We start from the raw sequence: 21,466 nt of genomic DNA, 5'->3' as shown, positions 1-21,466 counted from the left end.
ATTGTTACATATTAACGATAAGGGAGGCTGCCGTATGAGCGGAGTAAACCATATCTTAGATAAAGCTTTGAATGGTGAGCGTCTGACGGTGGAGGACGCAACTCTTTTGTTTGAATCGGATGAAGTCGAAAAAATTGGTGAGGCTGCGCATGTCATCATGAAGCGGATGCATCCCGAACCGATCACGACGTTTGTCATCGGCCGGAACATCAACTACACGAATATATGTGATGTGTACTGCCGTTTTTGTGCTTTTTATCGCAGACCAGGCTCAGATGAAGGCTATGTGCTGCCGGATGAAGTGATTTTCCAAAAAATTCAGGAAACCCAGGACGTGGGCGGAACAGAAATACTAATGCAGGGAGGAACCAATCCGAACCTTCCGTTCAGCTATTATACTGATCTGCTGCGCGGGATTAAAGAACGGTTCCCTGATATTACGATGCACTCCTTCTCTCCAGCTGAAATTATGAAAATGCGCGAAGTGTCCGATGGTTTATCCCTTGAAGAAGTAGTTAGGCAGATTCATGAAGCGGGACTTGATTCTCTTCCAGGCGGAGGGGCCGAGATTCTTGATGACCGCACACGCCGCAAGATCAGCCGGCTCAAGGGCTCATGGCGTGACTGGATGGATGTAATGCAGACCGCGCACAGAATCGGCATGAATACGACAGCAACGATGGTTATTGGATTTGGCGAGACGATGGAGGAGCGGGCGCTTCATCTGCAGCGTGTTCGTGACGCCCAGGATGAATGCATCCAGAATGGGTATGATTCGGAAGGGTTCCTTGCGTTCATTCCTTGGACCTTCCAGCCGGATAACACCAATTTGAAAAAAGAGCGCCAAACTCCGGAAGCATATCTGAAGACAGTTGCCATCAGCCGTTTGTTCCTGGACAATATTAAGAATATTCAATCTTCTTGGGTAACCATGGGACCGGAAGTCGGCAAGCTCTCCCTTCGTTACGGCTGCAATGACTTCGGAAGTACGATGATTGAGGAGAATGTGGTTTCTGCAGCAGGTGCTACACACAAAGTGAATATTAACTCCATTCTTGAACTGATTCGGGAGACAGGCAATACCCCGGCACAGCGGAATACGAAATACGACATTTTGCGCGTATTCGATAGTCCTGGCAGCAAGATTGAGAATGATTTTGTGATGCAGAATTAGATCAACCCAAAAAAAGCGCAGCAGGTACAGTGACCTGCTGCGTTTTTTTCATAATTTGTTATGATTTTTTGGCTCATCCATATTAAAGATCACACTAGCATGTGGGTCAACCGAACGAACGATGGATTTGAATGCTCTTGTTTCAAGCACATGTATGGTGTAATAGAGAACCGGTATTTGATTCCAATCCGTTTCATGCGCTCGATTGGCTGTTGCAAAAGGCTCAGGTACTCTGTTAATCCTTGCTTTAATTGCCTTCTGCAGCTTATCCGTTTGCATACTGGCAATACAAACTTTGCGGTTGAAGGTGAAGCCTCTCATTGCAAAGTGGACGGCTTCAACAGCAACTAAGTAAGCAAGTATCGAGTACATGGCCTGCTGTGCTCCGAACTTGATGCCTGCTCCGGTAAGAATGAGAAGATTCATCACCATAATGATGCTTTCAAGCTTAATCTTCAATCTCTTCCCAGCCAGATTAGAGTTGGTATGGCTTACAGCCAGTGTATCCAGTGTACCGCCATTATTGAGCACGAGCCCAATGCCAAGTCCTAGAAACAAGCCGCCTAATATTGCAGCTGCCAGCGGATGAGTCAGGACTGCAGGCAAAGAATGGAGCATTAATGCACTTAGTGAGAACACCGTTAAGCCTAATACAGTGACGATGGCAAATTGTTTATGAACTCTCCCATAAGAGAAGAGAATGAATGGCAGGTTGAACAAGAATAAAAATAATCCAAGCCGCATTTCCATTTGATATGCAAACATAGCGGATATGCCGGTGACACCGCCGACAATGAGCTGATTCGGATGCAGGAAAAGCTCCAGCCCGATCGATGCCAGAATGCTGCCCAAGGTCACGAGCAACAGCTTCTTCAACCAAACACGATGTGGCTTAGATACCTTGGATACTGCATCGATGAGACGAGTAGAATGTGGAGGCTGTTTCATTCTATTCCTCCTTTATTCATTCATCCTTGCTTTATCACATTACTCGATCGTTTTTTCTTGAAGCATTTCAGACTTCTGCTGCTTCTTCGTGTTCTTAAACTTGAAGACTTTATCCAGTAAACGATAAACTTGCTTGGACTCTTTGGTTAGAAGAGGTCCGAGTATGGCTAGAATAAGCACGTAGATCGCAGCAAAAGGCTGAATGATTGCCATAAGTCCGCCCGTTGCGGCCATGTTTGCCAGCAAGATGGAGAATTCTCCGCGGGAGACGATGGTCAGACCAATATTGGAGGATGCCTTGGGAGACAATCCCGCACTGCGTCCGGCAAGCATTCCCGCTGTAAAGTTACCGATCAAGGTAATAATTACTGCGATGAGTGCCAGCCATACAGCTTCTCCTCCAAGAGACAATGGGTCGATAGAGAGACCAAAGCTAAAGAAGAAGATCGCACCGAAGAAATCCTTGAATGGCATAATTAGATGCTCGATCCGCTTCGCATGCGTAGTTTCTGCCAGAACAAGTCCGACAAGCAGGGCTCCGATGGCTTCAGCGACATGAATTGTTTCTGAGAAGCCGGCTACCAGGAATAAGGATCCGAAGATTACGAGTGAGAATAGCTCATTGTTTCGGATATTAAGCAGTTTATTCAAGAGAGGTACCAGCTTGCGTCCCAGGATAATAACAATCAGCATGTAGCCGAGAGCAATGAGTGCTGACATAATGACGCCGCCAATGGATGACGAGTCACTGAGAACCAGACCGGACAGAATAGAAATATAAACGGCGAGGAAGACGTCCTCAAACATGATTATACCTAGAATCATTTCCGTTTCCGGATTGGCTGTACGTTTTAGATCGACAAGCACTTTGGCAACGATGGCACTTGAAGATATGGTTGTAATACCTGCAATGATAAGTGCTTCGGCGACGGGGAAGCCACCGGCAAAGCCGAGAACGAGTCCGAGTGTAAAGTTAATACCTATATAAATACTGCCGCCTACGACGATGGACTTGCCTGACTTCAGCAATCTGCCGACTGAGAATTCAAGTCCCAGATAGAAGAGCAGGAACAAGACGCCGATACGACCAAGGAATTCAATAAGACCGGCGCTCTCGATAAAACGAAAGTCGAGATGCCATATTTTAGCTGCATGAGGTCCAACCGCCATACCAATCAAAATGTAGAATGGAATAACGGAGAACCGTAGTTTAGAGGAGATCAGTCCGGCAGCTGCGATGAGAGCAATCGCCAGACCGACTTCTAGTACCAAATGATCCACGTTCTCACCATCTTCCATCCTTTAAAATTTGTTTTAGTTTCTGTTGCTGCTGTCTTTCACCTACTGCGATGAGAGTAGAGTCGGCCGCTATCTTCAGATCCGGACCGGGGCTGATATGCTTCTTATTACTCTTCTCCATAACAGCAATAATGGTCGCGCCGGAATTCTGACGAATGTCCAGCTCACCAATGGTTTTGCCTACACAATTGTAATTTCCATCAATCTTATACCATTCAATAATTAAATCGTCCAGCGTCATCTCTACACGCTCAAGCTGCTTAGGCTTGTAAGTCATTCCACCAACAATCGCCGCCAGCTGACGTGCTTCATAATCCTCAAGTGAGATCATGGAGATGCTTTGGTCTGGATCCTCATATTCAAAGTGATACATTTCACGACGACCGTCGTCATGAATAACGACAACAATTTTATCTCCACTGCTGGTTGTAGCTTGAAATTTTCGGCCGATACCCGGCAGATCAGTTTCACGAATTTCCATGGTTGTTAATGCCTCCTATAAATCATGTTTTAGTTCTAATAGTATAGGCTGGGGCGTGTCTTAAAACTCACATATAGGCAGATCTCAATACCTATTCATCCACTGCTAAGCCTGCTAAAAGCTGAAAAGGCACCTTGCTTAGAATAAAATGGAGTCAAATCTGTTTTCTTTTAAAGTCTTAAGACACGACCTAGTTAGACACCAACAAAAATAGAAGTGAATTTTATAGGCTCTAGGTAAAGCTTTCGCTTTATAAGGCCGTAATACGCCTTGAAGGGCGGATTAATAATGAGGTATTCGAACAGCAAGAATACCGCCAGCATCATGAACAGGTAATTCGCCTCATTCAGCGCTTTAGGCTGGAATCCTGGTGACTTGATCATCGACTTGGGATGGTTGCTCATTGTATTATCCATCGGTTCTTCATAGATCAGATCGCTTTTGCCTTTCATCTTAAGAAGATGCGTAGTGTCAACGTCTCCTTCAATCACCGGATACTGGAATGAGATGATCGGGATAATACAAATAAATACAATAAATATGAATTTATATACTGTTCTGTTGTATTTCATCTCTTATCCCTCCTAGCATGATACTGTTATAAAAATAATAACACAAATTTATGTCGACTCCAAATAGGTATTTATTTTCTTTTATATTGAGAAAACATGACATACTTTCCAAAAAGCCGCTTCGTATATCCCCTTCTTGCTGACCATATAATAATTCTAAGAAAGAGAAGGGAGTGAGCCTTGTGGAATTGTTCGTGGTATGGACGGAGGCCCAGGATCAAGATACAGCGGAACACTTTTACCGATTCATTAAAGATAAGACCAAGGGGTTACATATAAGTAAACAAGGGTTCCGTTTCTCATATCGTCAGCATGAGGGCAAGGCAGCCTGGATCTGCAAAGGATATGAGAACCACCCGGGATTCGAAGAAGGATTGCCGCGTATGTATGAAATTATGGCTTCGGGTCTAGCTGATTATGTCATTGAATGCAAAGAAGAGCAGCAGCTGAAGCGAATGATTGAAAGGGAATGCATCAATATGGACCCGGATGAGATGGATCGGGTGAAGCTTATATGTGCACCTCTGTTGAAATCAAGATTGGAGACACAGCAGGGTACACGCGAGCTAAGACATGGCAAGCTCACAAGAGGCATTCTGGATACACTTCAGGACGTACCCGTTGTTCACTTGGAAGGAGCTATCCAATTTCGTCTTCAGGAATACAAGAATGAACTGCATGAGATTGTGGAGTATGCGTTAGACGAGTTTTATATGGATCGTCAATATGAAGAATTCATGAGCTTATTGAAATACTTTGTTTATTTTCAGGATCCCAAGGTCCCTTTAATCCATGTGGTTCATAAGGGCAAGCATGATTTTATTTTGCTTGACGAAGCTTATAAGCCGATGCCAATGCCTCAAGAAGATAGTGTAATTATGGAAATACCGGGTATGGAGCTGGAGATGGAAGTTGAGGATATGATTATAAGCAGATTAATCTCAATTTCTCCTAAAAAAATGAAGCTGCATACAGCAACTCCGGAATTTCCGCTCATCCATGCCATAACTCAAATATTTGAAGATAAGGTGGAAATCTGCCGAAGCTGTGTTCATTGCCGGAGCTTAACGGATTCTGGTTCATTGTCACTTGACGAAGAGGAAACTTTGGAATTATAATACTGTTTATCAAAAGCGATGACAAAGACAAGGGTCTTAGAGAAGGACAGTACAGAGAGAGGGAACATCAGGCTGCAATTTCCTCCGGTTACCTGCTACAGACTTACCCCTTTGTAGCTGCCGTTCAGAACGTTTATCCTTACGAGGAAGCTAGTAAGAACCGCCGGAATCATGTCCGTTATCATGCATGCTTAAATGAGGGCTGATTAGTGCAATTTATGGCTGAAGCAGCTGAATTAGGGTGGAACCACGAGTATAAACACTCGTCCCTTGCCGGGACGGGTGTTTTTTGCGTTCGCGTAATATACACTCTTTCGTCACCGGCTTATACAAGCGATGAGGAGGAAGTAAACATGTCAGTTAGTATCAAATTGCCAGACGGATCTGTCAGAGAGTATGAGAATGGTGCCAGCATTCTTGATGTTGCAGCTTCCATTAGCAGCGGACTGAAAAAGAATGCTCTAGCAGGAAAGATGGATGGAATTGTGGTGGATCTGTCCACTCCGCTTCGTGAGGGAGCCGTAGTGGAGATCGTAACAGGCGATTCTTCAGATGGGCTTGAAGTGCTTCGTCACAGTTCCGCTCATTTGCTGGCCCAAGCGGTTAAACGTTTATTTGGAAACAAAGAGGTTCACCTCGGTGTAGGTCCCGTCATTGAAGATGGATTCTATTACGATATGGATCTTGAGCATGGGCTTAACCCAGAAGATTTGCTCAAGATCGAGAAAGAAATGGAACGAATCGTGAATGAGAATCTTCCGATCGTTCGCAAAGAAGTGAGCAGAGAAGAAGCGCTTCGCATCTTTGATGAGGTTGGTGATCCTTATAAGCTGGAGCTGATCCGTGATCTCCCGGAGGACAGCATCATTTCCATTTATGAGCAAGGTGAATTCTTCGATTTATGCCGCGGACCACACGTTCCTTCCACTGGCAAAATCAAGGTGTTCAAGCTGATGAACGTGGCCGGAGCTTACTGGCGCGGTGACAGCAAGAATAAAATGCTGCAGCGTGTATACGGTACTGCGTTTGCCAAGAAAGCTCAGCTTGATGAGCATTTGCATTACCTCGAAGAGGCAAAGAAGCGTGACCATCGTAAGCTGGGTAAAGAGCTGGGCATGTTCACTTTCTCTCAGCTCGTAGGTCAAGGTCTGCCGATCTGGCTGCCGAATGGTGCCAAGCTGCGCCGTACACTGGAGCGTTACATTGTAGATTTGGAAGAAAGCCTTGGCTATCAGCACGTATATACTCCAGTACTGGGCAATGTCGAGCTCTACAAGACTTCGGGTCACTGGGAGCACTATCAGGAGGATATGTTCCCGACAATGGAGCTGGATAACGAATCGCTTGTCCTTCGTCCAATGAACTGTCCGCACCATATGATGGTATATAAAAATGAAATGCACAGTTATCGTGATCTTCCAGTACGTATTGCGGAGCTTGGTATGATGCATCGTTATGAAATGTCAGGAGCACTGACTGGATTGCATCGCGTACGTGCGATGACGCTGAACGATTCCCATATTTTCTGCCGTCCGGATCAGATCAAGGAAGAATTCGCACGTGTTATTGAGCTGATTAAGATTGCTTACAAAGATTTCGGAATTCAGGACTATCGTTTCCGTCTGTCGTATCGTGATCCTCAGGATACAGAGAAGTACTTCCAAAACGACGAGATGTGGGAAATGTCGCAGCGCATGCTCAAAGAGGTTGTAGAAGGTCTCGATATGCCGTTCTATGAAGCTGAAGGAGAAGCGGCATTCTATGGTCCGAAATTGGATGTCCAAATTAAAACAGCACTCGGTAAGGAAGAGACATTATCGACTGTACAGCTTGACTTCCTGCTGCCAGAGCGTTTCGAACTCGAATACGTTGGGGAAGACGGCCAGAAGCATCGTCCAGTTGTGATCCATCGCGGAATTCTGTCTACAATGGAACGCTTCACTGCGTTCTTGCTTGAGAACTTTGCCGGCAGTCTTCCGCTTTGGCTGTCTCCAGTTCAAGCCAAAGTCATTCCGGTATCCATTCACTTTGAAGAGTATGCTCGTCAGGTTGAAGACCAGCTGAAGCGTGCTGGAATTTCCGTAGAAGCCGATCTGCGGAATGAGAAATTGGGCTACAAAATTCGTGAAGCGCAGCTTGAGAAGACTCCTTATATGTTCATTGTTGGGGAAAATGAAATGAACGAGGGCAGTGTATCTGTCCGCAAACGTGGTGAGGGAGATCTCGGAGCGAAGCCGCTTCAAGAGGTTGTAGCGATGCTGAAAGAAGAAATTAATTCACGTACAGTGTAGAAAAAACCAGTTAAGAATCAATTTCATATTTCACTATGAAATTGATTCTTTTTTGCATAATATTTATTTGATATGGAGAACCTCTGCTAATGAAAGGGAGGTTCTTTCTTATGGGATATCGCATGATTCGGCGACGTATGATGTTACTTCAATTTCTGCTCATCTGTTACTCCTTATGGTGCTGTAATCCGCAGGCTATGGCTCGGGACACTCAGAATTCAGAGGCTGTTCTCGCTCCCAAAAGCGAGCAGGTGCTGCACACGATACATGTAACAGCTACTGGTTATACGGCAGGATATGAATCAACAGGAAAACGACCGAATCATCCTGAGTATGGAATTACTTACTCCGGCGTCAAAGTGCACCGTAATAAAGAAGGAGTTTCGACCATTGCTGCTGATCCCAAGGTGTTTCCGCTTGGCACCGTCCTGTATATTCCTGGTTATGGATATGGCATTGTAGCGGATACAGGTTCTGCCATCAAAGGCTCCAAGATCGACTTGTATTTTCCCACGACAAGGGATGTGTATAGTGAATGGGGAAAGCGGGATGTGCAGGTGCAAGTCGTGAAACAAGGGAATGGAAAATGTACAGAGCAAATGATCAAGCAGCTAGGAGAGGCGTTAACGGTTAATAAATTTATCCCGGATGCACTGCTTGACAAGGAAATCTAATAGCTGCTATATCAGGCGAGTCCGAGGAAATCGACAGCATTTTCTGTGCATTTCTTCGGGCTTTTTTTGTGTTGTTATTATTTTTAGCGAGCTGAATAAGATCACATATATCGTCACATAATATTTTTCGGGGATTGAAAGACACCCCGCCCAGATATCAGCATGCAGATCATTCACTTGCGTGAAAAGGGAGGTGAACCAAGTGAAAAAAGCAAATTCTCAAAACGCTCAAGGTTACCAAACACCAAATGAGAAGTATGATGCGGAATTTGGAGCAGAGCAAAATGATGTTGCACAAAAAGTTCAACAAGCAAAAACGAACAAAGTGCAAGAGAACTTCCAAACACCGAATGAGAAGTTTGATGCAGAATTTGGCACAGAGCCAAACGCTACTGCACAAAAAGTTCAACAGTCTAAAATGAACAAAAAACAATAATGCATAGAGGACAGGCCCTTCGGGGCCTGTTTTTTACATTAAAAGGAAATTTATCGGTCTAGAGACTGAGATGAATTTCATTCCAGCGCCGCTCCTTCATTTCATTTCGTTGACATATAATGAATACATACAAGCAGTGTATATGAATAAGCAATTCGTAAGGGAAAGTCAAAAATGAATTGAGGAGATCAAAGCTATGTTTAACAGGATTGTAGGCGCGGCCCTTCTTATTGGTGTCGGGATTATTGTGTTTCTTCGGCTTAGGGATACAGGAGATATCAACTTGGGGTATATTATTTCGACATTCTGGCCGGTTATCTTATTGTATCTCGGTTTTAACAATTTAAAGGAAAGGAATAATGTTGGCGGTCTGGTGCTGCTCACGCTAGGTATTTATTTTATGGGCAAAAATCTAGGGTTTGTGTCGCTCTCGTTCGGTGACTTATTCCGGTATGCAATTCCTGCTGCCCTTGTGGGAGGCGGCTTGTATGTCCTTCTTAGCCCGCGAAGAAGAGATCGCAAAAAACATAAAGAGCACTCGGAGTCTCATCATTCCGCACCATTCCCGAATCATATCCCGGTTGAGCCTGAGCCCCCGATGTATAGTGACCTAGACCAACAGTTCGAGCAGAAATTTGGAAAGACTTACGATCATGACGACAGCAGTGAAGGTAAAAAATCTTCAGGGGAAGAAGATTACCATTTTGAACACAATCAGAAGCATCAACATAAGAATAAGCATCATAAGAATAATCATCATAAGAAAAAGCATGAGTACAACTACAGCTATGAATGGGACAACAGCGAGAAGAACACCGGTTACACGTATAATGACGGCTCGAAGTTAAACAAATCTACATTTATAGGTGAAATTAAGCTGGGTGACGAATATTATGAACTCAAGCCTACCAACATATCTCAGTTTATCGGTGACACCGTCATTGATTTAACCAAAGCACAAATTCCTTATGGAGAAACAAGAATTAATATATCTGCGTTTATTGGTGACATCAAAGTATTTACACCTAGAGATATGGACCTCGGCATTATCGTCAACTCCAATTCTTTTATTGGAGATATGACCGTGCTGAGTGAAACCAAGAGCGGGTTTATGGGGAATGTCAGTGCACAGACACCGAATTATAAAGAAGCAGAGAAGAAAGTACGTATCGTCGTCAGTGTGTTCATCGGTGACGTTAAAGTAAACTCGGTAGGTTAAAATGATGAAGATGATATTCCGTACAGCCAAATGGGAGCTCTTGTTGTTTTTTGCCATAAACAGTCTGATTACGATCGGAATTATCTACACAGCGCTCAGGAGGGGATTTGTAGACTTTATGCAGTCTCCATCCTGGATCTATTCAGTGATTACGATTGTGATCACAACCATCATTATCGGATATATTGCAGGGCTGCGCATTCAGCGCAAAATTGATATGCTGGATTTAAGCATGCTGCAGGTTACAAAAGGGAATCTTTCCACTCGAATGAGTGAAACGGAGGATTCCTCTTTTTCCAGTATATATCGCCAGTTTAACACGATGATGGATGCCGTCGAGCACAAGGTAAAATGGGTGCAGAAATGGGGAGAACAGGAGGTAGTGGAGAAGGAGAAGGCTGCTGAAACCGCGGTGCTCGAGGAAAGACGGCGAATGGCCAGAGATTTGCACGATACGGTTAGTCAGCAGCTATTTGCCATTCATATGTCTGCTTCTGCTTTGCCAGCATTGCTTCAAAATGGAAATGAAGAGCAAGGTAAGAGGGTCCTAGATCAGCTTATTACGATGTCTCAGACGGCCCAGAAGCAGATGAGAGCACTCATTGCACAGTTGCGGCCGGTTGAGCTTGAGAATCGAAGTCTTGCTGAGGCGCTTGAAATCTGGTTCCCGGATTATTGTAGGCAAAATGGGCTGAAGGGTGTTAAAGAGCTGGAGATCATAGGTGATATTTCTGAGGCAATCGAGCATCAAATGTTTCTGATTATACAAGAAGCGATGGCGAACATTGTTAAGCACTCGGAGGCCAGCTTTGTAAGCCTGTCGCTTAGAGAAGAGCTCAGACAAATTGCGTTTAGTGTAAGTGATAACGGCAAGGGATTCAAGGCAGATGCGTCAGGAAGACAGGGGTCATACGGACTGATGACGATGAAGGAAAGAGCGGAAAAGCTCGGAGGTCATGTAGATATCATTACACTGCCAGGAGCAGGTACAACAATAAGAGTGCATATACCCAAATTTCCAGATATAACCTAACCTAGGTATTTACTACCATTAATAAGGAGAAGGAACGGATGAACGTACAGAAGACAAAGATTATGATCGTTGACGATCATGATATGGTAAGGATGGGTTTAAAAACGTATCTTAGTTTGGATCCTTCATTTGAAGTCGTTCTCGAAGGAACAGATGGACAACACGCCATCGAGCTTCTTCGAAGCTGTGCTGCAGACGACTTGCCAGAACTGATTCTAATGGACTTGATGATGCCGCGGCTGAATGGAGCTGAGGCGATCAGAGCAATTCTGCCTGAATTTCCGAATGTAAAAATCATTATTTTGACCAGTTTTCTGGAAGATCATCTCGTGCTCGAAGCTATTGAATCTGGAGCGGTCAGCTATGTATTAAAAACCGTCTCTGCGGAAGAGTTGATCTATGCTCTGCAAGGAGCAAAGAGAGGCATGCCTGTCATGACCAATGATATATCCAGAGCGCTGACAAGAGGACTGCGTCAAAAAACCGTGAAGGAAGATGATTCAGGGATGACGGAGCGGGAAAAGGAAGTGCTGCTGCTCATTGCTGAAGGAAAGAGCAATAAGGATATTTCTGAAGAGCTTCATATTAGTATTAAGACCGTGAAGACGCATGTCAGCAACCTGCTAATGAAATTTGAAATGGAAGACCGAACACAACTTGCTATCTATGCCCATCGAAAAGGCTGGGTAAATACATAAGCGATATTTACGATCTTTATAACGTCATTTTTATAATACGTTCTATGAATTTATGCGGTTTTATCTCCTTTTTAATTGTTTTTAATGTGTACTTAAGGTTTAAAGTACAAAATAAAGACAGTTAATAGAACATCTCTTCTGTATGAGATTAGGAGGTCAAACGACATGAGCGACAGTAACAACAATAACAGATTCGGTCGTGAAGATGATGAGCGTGAACAATCATTAAATGAATCCCGCAAATCCGAAAACAGCGGCTCTTACTATTATTCCTATGGACCATTTCAATCTATGAATACCGATAAGGAGAATCCGGCTCCTGAAGCAAACGATGTTGAGGTCACACCTCCTGAGCCGATTAAGCCTATACCTACCATGGTCGAAAGAAGCTCAAGCAATTTTACTCGTTCAGGCGGCTCTTACATCCGTCCCGATAACGAATCTCAAGGTTCGAGCGGAGGCGGCGGAGATCAGCGGAACTGGAATTATAACCGCAAGCCCAAATCGAGATCAAACTTCAAGACAGGTGTATTTTCCTTTATTGCAGGCATGTTAGTTATTGCTGTCCTGATGTTTACATCAGATCGTATGAATCTATTTACCCCGGAAGCAGCGTTTTCGAACAACACAACTTCTGCAGGCGAAACGGCCAGCAGTGAACCAGCCACCTCAAGCGGCTCAGGTGTAACGACTTCATTGCCTGTGGGTTCACAAGACATATCTGGTGTCGTTAGCAAAGTAAGTCCCGCTGTCGTAGAAATTGAGACCTTCTCAAACTCAGCATCAAGTAATTCAAGACAAAGTCCATACTATAACGATCCACTATATCAATACTTCTTCGGTGGTAATGGTGGTGGAAGCAGCTCGAACAACGGTAACGGAAACGGAAGCAGCGGACAATCCAATCAGCTGACTCCTTTGGGAGTAGGATCAGGATTTATCTTTGAAAAAGACGGTTACATTCTCACCAATGAGCATGTTGTCTCTGGTGCTGATGTTATCCAGGTTACACTTGAGGACAACAATAAACCGTACGAGGCGAAGCTGCTCGGTAGCAGTCCGGATCTGGATCTGGCCGTGCTCAAAATCGAAGGAGATGATTTTCCAGTAGCAGCTATGGGCAATTCAGATGAGGTAGAGGTAGGAGAATGGCTCGTTGCTATCGGTAATCCAGGCGGATTTGAGCATACGGTAACAGCAGGAGTGCTGTCCGCGAAGGATCGTACGATTACTATTAATGATGAAACAACAGGAGCAGCGAATGAGTACAAAAACCTGCTGCAAACGGATGCTTCAATTAACCCAGGGAACTCGGGAGGTCCGCTTCTCAACCTGCAAGGTGAAGTTATCGGTATGAACGTGGCTGTAAGTGCAGATGCGCAGGGTATTGGATTTGCCATTCCTTCCAGCGTAATTCTGAATGTCGTTGATAAGCTTAAAAATAATGAAGAAATTCCGAAAGAGCCAGAACCCTTCATCGGTGCGTCTCTGATGGATTTGACTCCGGAAGTAGCTAAACAAATGGGAACTGATCTTACAGAAGGTTCTGTTGTCATGAACCTGGTTTACCAATCTCCGGCTTATACTGCAGATCTTCGTCCGTATGATATTATTACAGGGATCAACGGAGAGAACTATGCAACAACAACCGATCTCATCGAACAGATTCAAACTCATAAAGTCGGGGATGAAATTACGCTGAATGTAAACAGAGACGGTAATACGATGGATGTCAAAGTAAAGATCGGCGACCGGAATGACTTTGACACCACTGAACAGCAAAATTCGCAGAGCATAGCGCCGTAAGTGAAAGAACGTCAGTATTAATGTCTGATAAGCTGAAAGCGAAGGGGAGGCGCCCTTTCGCTTTTTTGCCTTCTTCTATGAGATAGAAAGCAAACGCGATGCCTGATACAATATAAGGTAGAAAGAGAACCATTCAAATGAATGGGATAAAGAAGGAGATGCTGGGGTGCGTTCGAAGATCTTGATTATTGATGACGACGATAAAATTATATCCATGCTTAGAAGAGGTCTTGCCTTTGAAGGTTATGACGTGCTTACGGCATCAAATGGGGCCGAGGGTTTACAAAAAATGCTAGAGGTCGAACCTGATGTTGTGGTCCTTGATGTAATGATGCCCAAGGTGGATGGATTTGAAGTATGCAGACGGCTTAGGGAAGGGGGAAGTAGTGTCCCTATTCTGATGCTGACCGCAAAAGACGAAATTGAGCAGCGTGTCAAGGGTCTTGACCTTGGTGCAGATGATTATCTTGTTAAGCCGTTTGCACTGGAGGAGCTGCTTGCCAGGGTTAGGGCGCTATTAAGACGTAAAACGGAAACAAATGGGAGCAGCAATAATCGACTGACATTCGAAGATGTGATCTTGGATTATGATGCGCGTGAGGTGCATCGTGCAGGACAGCGCCTAGATTTGACGGCAAAAGAGTTCGAGCTTCTGTATTTGTTCATGCAGAATCCAAAACGCGTGCTGTCCAGAGATTTGATTATGGATAAAATATGGGGATTTGATTACAGCGGAGAATCAAACGTACTTGAGGTATATATTGCTATGCTTCGGCAAAAAACAGAAGAACACGGAGGTAAACGTATTATTCAGACCATTCGTGGCGCGGGTTATATTCTGAGAGGAGACAACTAGTATGTCTATCCGGTTACGGCTGACTTTATGGTATTCAGGCTTGCTTGCTGCCGTACTGCTTCTATTTGGTTCTGTAATATACGCCCTTGTGCATTATTACGCATATGAAGATGTAGAATCCGAGATCCTCACCCAGACCAAGAGCATCAGTCAGCGAATTAGTGCTGTGCTCGTTCGAAATCCGGATTTTACTGAAGAGCTGAACTTGATTCTTCCAGAGAAGGCCAATCAGCTTGCAGATTTGCAGATTTACGTTCAGTTATATAACTATACAAGCGACAGAGCGGTGGCTTCTGATAATTTGCGTGATTACCGGTTTAGCGTACCTGATTTTAGTAAAGCGGGAACGAGCGAAGGTTGGGCAAGAATGACTGTGGACAATTCGCCTTTTCTCGTATATCAGTTTCCATTGGTATTACAATCGACCGATCAGGTTATTGGCATGCTGCAAGTTGGTACGATTACGGCATCAGAAGATCGTTTAATGGACAGACTGTTGCTTATTCTGATCTATGTATCCAGTATTACTCTTGTTCTGGCGATGAGTGTCGGATTGTTTCTTGCCCGCAAGTCCATGCGTCCGCTTATCCATATTATTGATGCGGCAGATGGTATTCAGTCCGGAAATGATCTGAGCATACGAATTGAGTATAACGGACCAAATGATGAGATTGGCAAACTGATCACTACGGTTAATAACATGCTTGAACGTACAGAGGGATTCTTCAAAGAGCTGGAGGATGCTTATGCAGCTCAAAGACGGTTCGTCTCTGACGCTTCTCATGAATTAAGAACTCCACTGACAACCATCAGGGGAAATACGGATTTCTTAAAGAAGCTATGGGACCCCGATCCGGAGGATCGCAAAGCGCTGACAAATGAAATGAAGGAACAAATAACCCTTGAAGCAATTGAGGATATTGCAGATGAGGGCAGACGTATGAGCAGGCTCGTTAATGATATGCTGTCTCTGGCTCGTGCGGATACGGGGCAGACAATTGATCTGAATCCGACTCCGCTGTCGATCCTGGTGAAGGATGTAGCGCGCAGAGCTCAGCATCTTCCTCGTACGGCTGAATGGAAATACAGCGATTTTGAAGTCCTGAATGGCACCTATGTTCTAGGCAATAAGGATTATTTGCAGCAAATGCTGTTTATCTTTATAGAGAATGCCTTTAAGTATACCCCTGAGGGGATAGTGACCTTGGATGCTGTAGTGTATAACGGACAAGTTGGTCTACGCATTAGTGACACGGGCATTGGGATGGACAAGAATGAAGTGCCTTATATCTTTGACCGCTTCTATAGAGCAGATGAGTCAAGGGGGATAACAAAGGGCACTGGACTTGGATTATCCATCGCAAAATGGATTATTGATGAGCATAACGGCTCAGTGGAGGTTGTGACTAAGCTGGGAGAAGGGACGACATTTATTGTATGGCTCCCGCTCGAGTTGGCTCCCCCTTTAGAATAAGGTATAATACGAAATGCGGAGCTTTTTTCTAAGTTGATGATTTAAGGCTCCATTATGTGTAAAGAAAGCAGGTGGCAACATGGAAGTACTACGAATTTCTCCTCGCGGTTACTGCTATGGTGTGGTAGATGCTATGGTGCTCGCAAGACAGGCGGCGAACAATTTGGATTTACCGCGGCCCATTTATATACTTGGTATGATTGTTCATAACAGTCATGTGACGAATTCCTTTGAAGACGAAGGCATTATTACGCTCGATGGCCCGAATCGGATGGAGATCTTGAAGCAGGTTGATAAAGGTACGGTTATTTTTACAGCTCATGGGGTTTCTCCTGAAGTCCGCAAGCTGGCAAGAGACAAAGGTCTTACGACCGTTGATGCAACATGTCCGGATGTAACTAAGACTCACGACCTGATTAAAGAAAAGTCTACGGAAGGCTATCAAATTATTTATATCGGCAAAAAGGGGCATCCTGAACCGGAGGGAGCCATTGGTATTGCTCCGGATTGTGTTCATCTTATTGAACGTGAGGACGAGATTGATACTCTAGATGTTCCAAACGGCAAAATCATCATCACAAACCAGACGACGATGAGTCAATGGGATATTAAACACATTATGAAGAAGCTGCTGGACAAATACCCGGGGGCAGAAGTGCATAATGAGATATGTTTGGCCACGCAGGTTCGTCAGGAAGCTGTTGCAGAGCAGGCAGGTCAAGCAGATCTGGTGATCGTTGTCGGTGATCCGCGCAGCAATAACTCAAATCGTTTGGCTCAAGTATCGGAAGAGATCGCAGGAACTACAGCATACAGGGTATCTGATGTAACTGAGATTAAACAGGAGTGGCTCCATGGCATTAAGAAAGTTGCCGTGACTTCGGGAGCATCCACGCCTACTCCGATTACAAAGGAAGTCATTACCTATCTAGAGCAGTATGATCAAGAGAACCCGGAGACTTGGGAAATTCGACGGACCATCAACATGAAGAAGCTGCTCCCGCAAGTTCGGGTAAAAACAAATTCATAAAACCATCATGAGGAAGGTCGGCATCTCGCTGATCTTCCTCTTTCATTAAGAATTAATTAATCAGAGAAGTGTCAAAATGATAAGGAAATACATACACTAATCTAATTATTGACGAAGGAGACATAATGATGTATAGTTGCTTTAACGTATAAAAGCTTAAAAGCGAACAAGCGTTTAAGTGTGAATAAGTTCTACAGAATATGAGGTCATTCATAATAAAACAGACTTTAATTTCTTATTGAGAGGCAGGTATCGATTATATATGATCGTTATAACTGGAAACACTACGCCTGAGGAGCAGCTTCAGGATATTATTGCCGTCATAGAGAAGGAAGGACTCCAGGTTCATCTCTCTAGAGGGAAGGATCGGACCGTAATCGGACTCATTGGTTCCGTTGAGCCTAAACTTGCAGAACATTTACGACAAATGAAAGGTGTAGAGAACGTGGTCAAAATTTCGAAATCATACAAACTAGCAAGCAGAGACTTTCATCCTGAGGATACAGTCATTTCAATAAAAGGCGTAAATATTGGCGGCGGCGAGCTGGTCGTCATGGGTGGTCCATGTGCGGTTGAATCCGCTGAGCAGATCGATGAGATTGCGGGGCTCGTTAAAGCAGCAGGAGGTCAAATACTTCGCGGAGGAGCATTTAAACCACGGACGGGACCTTACAGCTTCCAAGGGGTTGGTGTGGAAGGACTTATCATGATGGCGGAAGCGGGGAAGAAACATGACCTTCTAACCATTACTGAGGTCATGACCCCTGAATATGTAGACATTTGCGCTGAGTATGCAGATATCCTCCAAGTCGGAACACGTAACATGCAAAATTTTGATTTGCTTCGCAAGCTTGGAACTTGCGGTAAGCCTGTGCTTCTTAAACGCGGCTTCAGTGCTACTTATGATGAATTCTTGAATGCGGCCGAGTACATCCTGGCTGGAGGGAATCCGAATGTTATGCTCTGTGAACGCGGAATCCGCACATTTGAGACCTACACTCGGAATACACTGGATTTGTCAGCAATTCCTGTGCTTCAGCAGCTCAGCCATTTGCCGGTCATTTCGGACCCAAGTCATGGAACGGGACGCAGAGAGCTTGTTGAACCGATGACGAAGGCTTCTGTAGCGGCAGGTGCAGATGGTTTGATTATTGAAATGCATACGGACCCTGACAATTCGATGACTGGCGATGGCGTTCAATCATTGTTCCCGGATCAGTTTGCTCATTTGCTTCAGGATTTGGAGAAGCTTGCTCCAATTGTAGGTAAGTCATTTAATACAAAGAAATCACCTATAACTGCAAGTCTTTAATAATGACAAAGACGAAAATTTATTGATAATAGGTAAAATATTAATAAAATGTAAAATTAAATGTATCATTCTCATGTGATAAATTGCCTATCTTTCCGGCTTCTAAACCGGAGATTTAGGCTATTTGTCTATATTCGTATTTTTTCATTAAAGTGTGAGTATATCTTACACTAGTATAAAAAATACCTGACATAAGTATTGACGATGTAAGATTTGGGATTTATACTTACCTCAGTTAAAAATTCGATTTAATGAACATTCACAAGGCTTAGCTCGTCAAATGTTCGGAAAATTTGGGAGGAAGAACACATGTCTGTTGAAAATGTATTGAAATCAATTCAGGAAAACAACATTGAATGGGTAGATTTTCGTTTTGTAGATCTATCTGGCCGCGCTCACCATATCTCACTGCCAGCATCTGAAGTTGAAGCAGAAACCTTTGTTAACGGGGTAGCATTTGATGGATCTTCTATTCCAGGTTTCCGTGGTATCGAAGAATCCGATATGGTAATGATGCCGGATCCAGAATCCACTTTTATTGACCCATTCACAGCACATCCTACACTAAACGTAATGTGTGATATTTTCACTCCAGACGGAGAGCGTTATGAGCGTGACCCGCGCGGCATCGCTGTTAAAGCCGAAGAATATCTGCAAAAAGCAGGTATCGGTACACGTGCAAACTTTGCTCCGGAATCCGAATTCTTTATCTTTGACGACGTTCGCTACGAAAGTGGAACGAACAGCTCTTCTTACTATGTTGATTCTGAAGAAGCAGCTTGGAATACAAACCGCAAAGAAGAAGGCGGCAACCTTGGTTTCAAGATCCGCACTAAAGGCGGATACGTTCCTGTAGCTCCAATGGATACTCAACAAGATATCCGCAGCGAAATGTCCCGTCTTCTTGATGAAGTAGGGATTCGCGTAGAGCGTCACCATCATGAAGTTGCGACTGCGGGTCAAGCAGAAATCAACTTCCGTTTTGATACATTGAAGAAAACAGCAGATAACCTGCTCGTTTATAAATACATCGTTCATAATACAGCTCGTCAATACGGCAAAGTGGCGACCTTCATGCCTAAACCGCTCTTCGGCGATAACGGCAGTGGAATGCACGTTCACCAATCCATCTTTGACGGCGATACTCCTTTGTTCTACGAAAAAGGCGCATATGCTAACCTAAGTGAAATGGCGCTTCACTACATTGGCGGTATTCTGTACCATGCTCCAGCGCTTATTGCACTTACTAACCCTAGTACAAACTCGTTTAAGCGTCTTGTACCTGGTTATGAAGCGCCAGTTAACCTTGTGTACTCCAAAGGTAATCGTTCTGCAGCGGTACGTATTCCAGTTGCAGCTGTAACACCTAAAGGATGCCGTATCGAGTTCCGTACTCCGGACTCTACTGCTAACCCTTATCTTGCTTTTGCAGCTATGCTTATGGCGGGTCTTGATGGTATCAAACGGAAGATCAACCCTACTGAGCTTGGATATGGTCCAATCGACAAGAACATCTATGAACTGTCTGATGCAGACAAAGAGAACATCCGCAGCGTGCCGGCTTCCCTCGATGAGGCGCTTGACGCTCTTGCATCTGACTTTGAGTTCTTGACAGAAGGCGGCGTATTCACTAAAGAATTCATTGATAACTACATTGAATTCAAACGTGGCGAAGCTAAAGCTGTATCTATCCGTGTTCATCCGCACGAATACAGCCTGTACTTCGACTGCTAATCAGCACTCATATCACATAATGATTAATCATAAGCCCTCGGGAAATTTCAATTTCCCGGGGGTTTCCCTTATTCGTAAAGATACTGCCTTATATTCGTGCGAAAAGCACTTGAAGACACGAACGATAACTGCTATCATACCAATAATCATACGTATCATAAGATGTTATATATGGAGAGTCTAACTTGGAGAGAAGGGCGGTTTTTATATTGAGTAAGAGAGCATTTAACTTCAATGCGGGACCTGCGGCACTGCCATTAGAGGTGCTCAATCGGGCACAAGCTGAATTTGTCGATTATAAGAACACAGGCATGTCGATTATGGAGATGTCCCATCGCGGGGCAGTTTATGAGGCTGTGCATAACGAAGCGCAGGAACGCCTTCTTGCGCTTCTCGGTAACCCGACGGGTTATAAAGTGTTATTCCTGCAAGGCGGTGCAAGCACACAATTTGCTATGATACCGATGAATTTCCTGTCTGCTGGCCAAACAGCTCATTATGTACATACAGGGAGCTGGGCGAAGAAGGCGCTGTCTGAGGCAAAACTGATCGGCGAGACGAGCATTATTGCTTCAGGTGAGTCCTCGAAGTTCATGAAGCTACCAGAGCTCTCTGATATTGAACTGAATAGCAATGCCGCTTACCTGCATATGACTTCAAACGAAACGATAGAGGGAACACAGTTTAGAGACTTCCCGGATACAGGAACGACTCCTTTAATTGTAGATATGTCCAGTGATATTCTAAGCAGATCGCTTGATATGACGAAATTCGATATGATCTACGCAGGTGCTCAAAAAAATCTTGGACCATCCGGGGTTACCGTCGTCGTAGCTAAAGAGGAGCTTGTTAACGAATCGCCTAAACATCTCCCTTCCATGCTCCGTTATGATACATTTGTAAGCAACAATTCTCTCTATAATACACCGCCATCCTTTGGTATTTATATGGTTAACGAAGTTCTGAAATGGATAGAAGAACAAGGAGGTCTTGCCGGCGTTGAAGCGAAGAATGAAGAGAAGGCAGGCATCCTCTATAATACAATAGACGAGAGCAATGGCTTCTTCCGAGGCTGCGCCCATTCTGGAGATCGTTCAAGAATGAACGTTACATTCCGGATTGCGGATGAGGGACTGGAGAAGGCATTTATCAAGCAATCTGAGCAAGAAGGATTTATCGGCTTGAAGGGACATCGCAGCGTAGGCGGCCTGCGTGCTTCTATTTACAATGCGGTTCCAATGGAGAGTGTAAAAACGCTGACTGATTTTATGAAACAATTCCAGCAGACACATGGCTAAGATTCAATAAAGG

19 protein-coding genes are annotated in these 21,466 nt (G+C 44.3%); 15 read left to right on the top strand and 4 right to left on the bottom strand.

Annotated features, from left to right (window positions below; translation table 11 throughout):
* Positions 1–34: 34 nt before the first annotated feature.
* Positions 35–1,174: a cyclic dehypoxanthinyl futalosine synthase gene (gene mqnC / locus ACFQ3J_RS12095; RefSeq protein ID WP_251581865.1), complete on the top strand. Its 1,140-nt coding sequence runs from the start codon at positions 35–37 to the stop codon at positions 1,172–1,174.
* Positions 1,175–1,222: 48 nt separating this feature from the next.
* Here the strand turns inward: mqnC and ACFQ3J_RS12090 are convergent, their stop codons facing one another.
* The 4 genes from ACFQ3J_RS12090 to ACFQ3J_RS12075 form a co-directional block, all read right to left on the bottom strand.
* Positions 1,223–2,122, bottom strand: a complete 900-nt coding sequence (locus ACFQ3J_RS12090) for a YitT family protein (protein ID WP_251581864.1) — start codon at positions 2,120–2,122, stop codon at positions 1,223–1,225.
* A 39-nt stretch (positions 2,123–2,161) separates the two neighbouring features.
* A complete protein-coding gene (locus ACFQ3J_RS12085; RefSeq protein WP_251581863.1) occupies positions 2,162–3,403 on the bottom strand; it encodes a cation:proton antiporter in 1,242 nt (413 codons plus the stop codon).
* 4 nt (positions 3,404–3,407) lie between these two features.
* Positions 3,408–3,902: a cation:proton antiporter regulatory subunit gene (locus ACFQ3J_RS12080; protein ID WP_251581862.1), complete on the bottom strand. Its 495-nt coding sequence runs from the start codon at positions 3,900–3,902 to the stop codon at positions 3,408–3,410.
* 194 nt (positions 3,903–4,096) lie between these two features.
* Positions 4,097–4,474 (bottom strand): hypothetical protein, encoded by a 378-nt coding sequence (locus tag ACFQ3J_RS12075; protein WP_251581860.1) that lies wholly within the window; start codon positions 4,472–4,474, stop codon positions 4,097–4,099.
* A gap of 182 nt (positions 4,475–4,656) precedes the next feature.
* Here ACFQ3J_RS12075 and ytxC point away from each other — a divergent pair, with 182 nt between their 5' ends.
* The 14 genes from ytxC (at position 4,657) to serC (ending at position 21,453) form a co-directional block, all read left to right on the top strand.
* Entirely contained in the window at positions 4,657–5,592 is a 936-nt protein-coding gene (gene ytxC, locus ACFQ3J_RS12070; protein ID WP_091154438.1) for a putative sporulation protein YtxC, read from the top strand.
* A gap of 353 nt (positions 5,593–5,945) precedes the next feature.
* Entirely contained in the window at positions 5,946–7,883 is a 1,938-nt protein-coding gene (gene thrS, locus ACFQ3J_RS12065) for a threonine--tRNA ligase (RefSeq protein WP_251581858.1), read from the top strand.
* Between the two features lie 110 nt (positions 7,884–7,993).
* A complete protein-coding gene (locus ACFQ3J_RS12060) occupies positions 7,994–8,557 on the top strand; it encodes a 3D domain-containing protein (RefSeq protein WP_091154443.1) in 564 nt (187 codons plus the stop codon).
* 202 nt (positions 8,558–8,759) lie between these two features.
* Positions 8,760–8,993: a hypothetical protein gene (locus tag ACFQ3J_RS12055; protein WP_251581856.1), complete on the top strand. Its 234-nt coding sequence runs from the start codon at positions 8,760–8,762 to the stop codon at positions 8,991–8,993.
* Positions 8,994–9,189: 196 nt separating this feature from the next.
* Entirely contained in the window at positions 9,190–10,212 is a 1,023-nt protein-coding gene (gene liaF, locus ACFQ3J_RS12050) for a cell wall-active antibiotics response protein LiaF (protein WP_251581854.1), read from the top strand.
* Positions 10,213–10,216: 4 nt separating this feature from the next.
* Positions 10,217–11,245: a sensor histidine kinase gene (locus tag ACFQ3J_RS12045; protein WP_251582723.1), complete on the top strand. Its 1,029-nt coding sequence runs from the start codon at positions 10,217–10,219 to the stop codon at positions 11,243–11,245.
* 38 nt (positions 11,246–11,283) lie between these two features.
* Entirely contained in the window at positions 11,284–11,943 is a 660-nt protein-coding gene (locus ACFQ3J_RS12040; RefSeq protein WP_251581852.1) for a response regulator, read from the top strand.
* A 165-nt stretch (positions 11,944–12,108) separates the two neighbouring features.
* The gene (locus ACFQ3J_RS12035) at positions 12,109–13,749 is read left to right on the top strand and encodes a S1C family serine protease (RefSeq protein ID WP_251581850.1); all 1,641 of its coding nucleotides are present in this window, start codon (positions 12,109–12,111) and stop codon (positions 13,747–13,749) included.
* A 166-nt stretch (positions 13,750–13,915) separates the two neighbouring features.
* Positions 13,916–14,605, top strand: coding sequence for a response regulator transcription factor (locus tag ACFQ3J_RS12030; RefSeq protein ID WP_251581848.1), 690 nt, complete (start codon positions 13,916–13,918; stop codon positions 14,603–14,605).
* A gap of 1 nt (position 14,606) precedes the next feature.
* Positions 14,607–16,079 (top strand): sensor histidine kinase, encoded by a 1,473-nt coding sequence (locus tag ACFQ3J_RS12025; RefSeq protein WP_251581847.1) that lies wholly within the window; start codon positions 14,607–14,609, stop codon positions 16,077–16,079.
* A 79-nt stretch (positions 16,080–16,158) separates the two neighbouring features.
* A complete protein-coding gene (locus tag ACFQ3J_RS12020; RefSeq protein WP_091154459.1) occupies positions 16,159–17,109 on the top strand; it encodes a 4-hydroxy-3-methylbut-2-enyl diphosphate reductase in 951 nt (316 codons plus the stop codon).
* 262 nt (positions 17,110–17,371) lie between these two features.
* The gene (gene aroF / locus ACFQ3J_RS12015; protein WP_091154462.1) at positions 17,372–18,421 is read left to right on the top strand and encodes a 3-deoxy-7-phosphoheptulonate synthase; all 1,050 of its coding nucleotides are present in this window, start codon (positions 17,372–17,374) and stop codon (positions 18,419–18,421) included.
* 309 nt (positions 18,422–18,730) lie between these two features.
* Positions 18,731–20,155, top strand: a complete 1,425-nt coding sequence (gene glnA / locus ACFQ3J_RS12010) for a type I glutamate--ammonia ligase (RefSeq protein ID WP_091154464.1) — start codon at positions 18,731–18,733, stop codon at positions 20,153–20,155.
* A 209-nt stretch (positions 20,156–20,364) separates the two neighbouring features.
* A complete protein-coding gene (gene serC, locus ACFQ3J_RS12005) occupies positions 20,365–21,453 on the top strand; it encodes a 3-phosphoserine/phosphohydroxythreonine transaminase (protein WP_251581846.1) in 1,089 nt (362 codons plus the stop codon).
* Positions 21,454–21,466: the final 13 nt, after the last annotated feature.

Origin of the sequence: Paenibacillus provencensis (genome assembly GCF_042678545.1) — a bacterium.
Lineage (GTDB): Bacteria > Bacillota > Bacilli > Paenibacillales > Paenibacillaceae > Paenibacillus > Paenibacillus provencensis.
Note: the sequence above shows the minus strand (reverse complement) of the source record. Positions and strands in the feature narration are given on the sequence as shown.